Origin of the sequence: Campylobacter sp. CNRCH_2016_3089, assembly GCF_025772505.1 — a bacterium.
Lineage (GTDB): Bacteria > Campylobacterota > Campylobacteria > Campylobacterales > Campylobacteraceae > Campylobacter_D > Campylobacter_D lari_D.
Genome location: NZ_JAKMSF010000023.1, coordinates 1 through 4861 on the forward strand (window position 1 = coordinate 1; position 4861 = coordinate 4861).

A 4861-nucleotide genomic window follows, 5' to 3' on the forward strand; every position below is an offset into this window, starting at 1 on the left:
CTATGTTGTAATATGTTTGGGAAAATATAGAGCAAGATGAAAAGAATAATATTTATAAAGCAGATAAACTTACTTTTGGTGATAAATTAAAGCAAGATATTGTTATGAAAAATAGTAAAAGGGAAAATATTGTAAAACCTAAAAATACAAACACAGCTTATGCTTGTGCTATACAAGCTCGTTTTGAACAAAATAAAATAGTTAAAATAGAACCTAAATATTGTATTTCTCTTATAAATACTTGTTTTGATAGTAAAGAAATAACATTGGATAATGATATTAGTAGGGTAGGGTTAAATGATGCACTGAGTAAAAGAACTATTGATTTTGTATTTTAAAACATTAGTCTAATACTTTAAGTGGGGCTTTGATATATTGTGATGTTAAATATAAAGATAAGCTATCTTTTAGTCCCAGTGAAGTTTATAGTTTTAATGCCTCTAGTGTTTATGGTTGGAATGGTTCCTAGTGTAATTATATTTTGATTTTTAAAAAGTAGGATAATTTTATTAAAAATATAAAAAGGAAAATAAATGGGTTTATTAAAAAAAATATACATTGCTTGGGGGATGTTTTGGGGAATTATTTTTTTGTTTAGTTCTTTATATACTTATTTTAGTGATATAGAATTTTTTGGTGATATGTTAAAGATTGCATTTTTTATATATTCTTATCCATTGTTACCTTACATATCATATTTAACACTACAAGAAACTATTAAATCCAAAAATATTTTTCTTTATTTTTCTTTATTTTTCTTTATTTTTCTTTATTTTTCTTTATTTTTCTTTATTTTTCTTTATCTCGGGGGGATTTTTTAATTATGTAATAATATTAGGCATTTATACAATATTATTTTTAATAATATCTATTAAATTTAGAAAAGAACTTTCTTATTATTTTTCTTTATTATTTTGTATTTTTTTATACATTTTTTTATATCTTTTTATTTTCTATATGGATTTAAAAAATGAGTAATAAAGCTCAAATTAACAATCTCAAAAATTACGCTAAACTTGTATAGATTGGTTTTTTTGATTTTTTAATAATAATTTAAATTTCAACAAAAAAAGGAAGTAGTGTGATAATACTAAAAAATCTATATATTATTTGGATTATAATTTGGGGATTTGGGGCTATTTTAGGTTATTATATGGCATATGATGCAACTTTTACTAAAATGTTCTTTTTTCTTGTTATACTTTATCTTTTTCCATTATTGCCTTATTTTTATTATTTGATTTATAAAAAAGCAAGAAAAACAAAAAATATATTTGTTGCTATTTGTTGTTATTTGTTGCTATTTGTTGCTATTTGTTGTTATTTGTTGCTACTATTGATTAATAGAAATAATAGTAATTTTAAGTTGTACTTAATTATTATTGTGATACATATTGTAATATTTGCAATAATTTATTTAATTAAAAGAAATAAAAATGAAAACTCAAATCAATAATTTAAAAGATTATGCAGAACTTGCACAAGCTAGCTATTTTAATTTTGATTTTTTAAATACTAGAAATATATTTGAGTTAGATTCTAATCAAGAAAAAATTCAAGAAGAAAATTCTCTTAGAGGTTATAGAGAAATAAAAGTAAATTTAGAACATATTGTCAGTCAAAAATATAAAGATAAAAAAGTATTGATTGATTTAAGACAAGATAATGATTGGCAATCAAAAATATTAAATTTCTTTGATGAAAAGACAAATTTTGATAAACTAAATGGAGAATTTGGAGAATTACAGACTAAAAATTTCATTCAAAGATATGAGGTTCAATTTCATCAGCCTAACACTACAAGTGGCTTTAGTGCTACTTTGTTTGGAGAAAAAAGAAAACAAATTGATAGTAAAACTAAAGAAAAAATCTATACAAGTGAATATGGCTATATCAATTATATTTTAGCCATTAGAGGAATAGAGCCTAAGGAAGTCAAATAATGAAAAAGTTTCTTGCACCTAAAAAGATTATCTTAGTATTTATTACATTATTTGGAATTTATCTACTTGGAATCCCGCTTTATTATACTCCTTATGAATTACAACCAAGTTATTGGAAGTTTAAGAAAATATGTGAGTTAGATATTACACCGCCTTCTAAAAAAAAGAACAGAGAAAGCATTAAAATTATTTGGAGTTAATCCTAGTGATTTACAAAATAATTTAAAACTTGAGAATAATAATTATATTGCACGATTTAGATATGATACTGAGAGAATAAAAGCTCAGTTAAATATTAAAATGGATTTGGAAAAAAATATAATAGAAATCAATGAATCAGGCTCAATTTGGTATGATTGGAGACCTATGATATTAGGCAATGAAGGCAATATGGATTTTAGAGTTATGTGGAATAATTATATTACCTGTGGTAATATCTATATTAAAGAGATGCCAGAATGTTTTAAAGATAATAAGTTTATCTGTAATTTTAAGGAGGCAAAATGACAAATAAAGAGATAGTTGAAAAACTACGAGATAACGCTGAGTTAGCATGGGCTAGCTATGGATATTTTCACTATTTTTTAGAACAGCAAAGTAAATCTCACTTTCTTGTAATGCAAGATAGGCAAGGCAATGAAATTAGAGACGCTGACAATAAACCTAAAATTCAAGAAATTTACATTACGGATATTTTGAATACAAACTATAAAAATCATAGAGTTGTTGAATTTGTTCAGTTAGATAAAGAACAAAAAGAAATTACTATCAGCAAGCTCGATGGCGACTTCTCCCCACTCCAAGCCAAACAATTCTTAGATAGATATGATTTATTAATCCATCAAACAAATACAGAGTCAAGCTTTTCTGCTGCTTTGTTCTATGATACATACAAAGATGGTTTCGTGGTGTGGTTTAGGGAAACAGAATGCGGATTCTAAAAATACTTTATATTTGTTGGATTATATTATGTGTTGTAGGTTGGTTTATATCTCCTATTGTTGGACATAATCCAAATAGGGTTGAGGAGTTTTTTATAATGCTTGGTTGGATAGTTTTTCCACTAATGATAGCCAATCTATGGCTTTTTGGAATAACAAGAATTAAAAAATATTTAAGGAATTTTTTAATATTGTTTTTATATTACCCTTTGGCATTTGCTCTGTTTTTGGTGCTAAATTAACTTTAGGAGACTAAATGAAAGAATTAATCAACAATCTAAGAGACTATGCCGAGTTGGCTCAAGCAAGTTATTTTAACTTTATGTATATCAATAACGATGAGCGAGAAATGGATAGTTATAAAATAGGGCAAAATAGATTCCCTAAAGATAAAGACAATATAGAAAATTTAGAATATACAAAGACCTTATCTAAAAAATATAAAGATTATTTTATTTATGATGATTCCATTGCACTATATCCGACACTTAATGGAGAATTTGGGGAGATTTAAGCTAAAAACTTTGCTAAAAAATATGAGATTAAATTCCACCAACCAAATACGGCTTCTGGCTTTAGTGCTACTTTGTTTTATGATAAAGAAAAAGATAAGTTTGTAGTAGGGTTTAGGGGGACAGAGGGACTTTGGAGTATGGATACTTTGGCGGATATAGGGCTTACCTTTGGTAAGGGCGATTTTCAACTTAATGCTTTAAAGCAATTTTTATTAGACATAGCACCTATTTTAAACAAAGTAGATTCAAATAATATTATTTTTATAGGGCATTCTTTAGGCGGATATTTAGCAGTTATAGCAATGCAATTTTGCGATACTATTGATAGGAGCTTAAATACACAATTTAATGCAATCAAATTTATGGCATCGCAAGTCTATACTTTTAATTCTCCTGCTATTGATGAGATTGATAATATGCTAATGCGGGCTTTGGCAGCATTATTAGATAAAAATATTATGGAGCAAGTCTTAAATCCTCAAAAAGTATATTGTGTCTATGACAGCGGTGGTATAAATATCATCGCTTCTGCTCAATATGGCTCACACAATAGACTGCCTATCTATACGGGTAAAGATTCTCACTCCATCCCCCTAACTCAAACTCTTTACTTCTACTCCTATCTTTTAGAATTAGATGCTAACCATAACAAAGTCAAAGATAAAAGTTTTAGTGAATGTATAGAGTATCTTAATCATTTTATGAAAAATATTCAAATATATACAGAAACTTTTGTGTTAAAAAATAATGCTATTAATAATAAAAATTTCGCTCTTAAAAATGGACCTCTTGGGCTTTTAAGAAGCTCTCCAAAAAAAATCAATCATTTTGAATATTTTCTTTCATTAATAGCCACTATAATGCAAGAAACAAATGGTATTTTAGAAGAGGTTGGAGATAATTATTATACAAGCTATAAAGCTCCTACCATTAGTCAAATAAAAATCATAGATTTTATTTTAAAGGCACATGAAAAAGAAAAATATATTTTAATTCTTGATAAAAATGATTTTAATAAATACAGAAAAGATAGTTCCTTTATTAATAATCAAGAAAATTTAGCTCATAAAATTGCCATTGGAGAATTTAGAATTTTTATTGTGGTTTATAAAGATATGAAATGTCTTGAAAATATTAATAATATAACAAAAATATACGGATATAATTCAAAAAGTTATAAAATAAAAGATCAAATTTGGGATGAGCAATATTTAGGTGGAGTTTGTAAAATATCACAAGCTTTGTATTTTAATGGAAAAGCTAAAATAGGTATTATTTAGGAAAATTATGATAGGTAAAGACTTTTTATATTTTATTCATAAAGATAAAAAAAGTATTTATTTATTTTGTGAAAATAAAAGCATCATTGATCGTCAAAGTATTTATGATGAACTTTATAAATTAGAAGCAACGACAGATTTTACTTTTGAAGAACTCCAAAACTACCAAGCTTATATCTTTT

The 4861-nt window shown here is 25.8% G+C and carries 6 protein-coding genes; all 6 read left to right on the top strand.

Annotated features, from left to right (window positions below; all coding sequences use genetic code 11):
* The first annotated feature begins 104 nt into the window (after nt 1-104).
* The 6 genes from L8W69_RS08930 to L8W69_RS08955 all read left to right on the top strand — a co-directional run bounded on the left by L8W69_RS08930 (nt 105) and on the right by L8W69_RS08955 (nt 4679).
* Nucleotides 105-338 carry a hypothetical protein gene (locus tag L8W69_RS08930; RefSeq protein ID WP_257938276.1) on the top strand — a complete coding sequence of 78 codons (234 nt, stop codon included), beginning with the start codon at nt 105-107 and terminating at the stop codon, nt 336-338.
* A 1098-nt stretch (nt 339-1436) separates the two neighbouring features.
* Complete coding sequence (locus L8W69_RS08935) at nt 1437-1943, top strand: hypothetical protein (protein ID WP_263666957.1); 507 nt, start codon at nt 1437-1439, stop codon at nt 1941-1943.
* Nucleotides 1943-2143, top strand: a complete 201-nt coding sequence (locus L8W69_RS08940) for a hypothetical protein (RefSeq protein ID WP_263666958.1) — start codon at nt 1943-1945, stop codon at nt 2141-2143. The genes L8W69_RS08935 and L8W69_RS08940 overlap by 1 nt, the downstream gene beginning before the upstream one ends.
* A 303-nt stretch (nt 2144-2446) precedes the next feature.
* Entirely contained in the window at nt 2447-2884 is a 438-nt protein-coding gene (locus tag L8W69_RS08945; protein ID WP_044598580.1) for a hypothetical protein, read from the top strand.
* Nucleotides 2885-3140: 256 nt separating this feature from the next.
* Complete coding sequence (locus L8W69_RS08950) at nt 3141-3398, top strand: hypothetical protein (RefSeq protein ID WP_070311057.1); 258 nt, start codon at nt 3141-3143, stop codon at nt 3396-3398.
* 138 nt (nt 3399-3536) lie between these two features.
* Nucleotides 3537-4679 (top strand): hypothetical protein, encoded by a 1143-nt coding sequence (locus L8W69_RS08955; protein WP_263666959.1) that lies wholly within the window; start codon nt 3537-3539, stop codon nt 4677-4679.
* Nucleotides 4680-4861: the final 182 nt, after the last annotated feature.

Excerpts from the sequence above, each read along its gene's own strand:
- L8W69_RS08930 (WP_257938276.1), top strand. The coding sequence starts at position 105 with ATGAAAAATAGTAAAAGGGAAAATATTGTAAAACCTAAAAATACAAAC.
- L8W69_RS08935 (WP_263666957.1), top strand. The coding sequence starts at position 1,437 with ATGAAAACTCAAATCAATAATTTAAAAGATTATGCAGAACTTGCACAA.
- L8W69_RS08940 (WP_263666958.1), top strand. The coding sequence starts at position 1,943 with ATGAAAAAGTTTCTTGCACCTAAAAAGATTATCTTAGTATTTATTACA.
- L8W69_RS08945 (WP_044598580.1), top strand. The coding sequence starts at position 2,447 with ATGACAAATAAAGAGATAGTTGAAAAACTACGAGATAACGCTGAGTTA.
- L8W69_RS08950 (WP_070311057.1), top strand. The coding sequence starts at position 3,141 with ATGAAAGAATTAATCAACAATCTAAGAGACTATGCCGAGTTGGCTCAA.
- L8W69_RS08955 (WP_263666959.1), top strand. The coding sequence starts at position 3,537 with ATGGATACTTTGGCGGATATAGGGCTTACCTTTGGTAAGGGCGATTTT.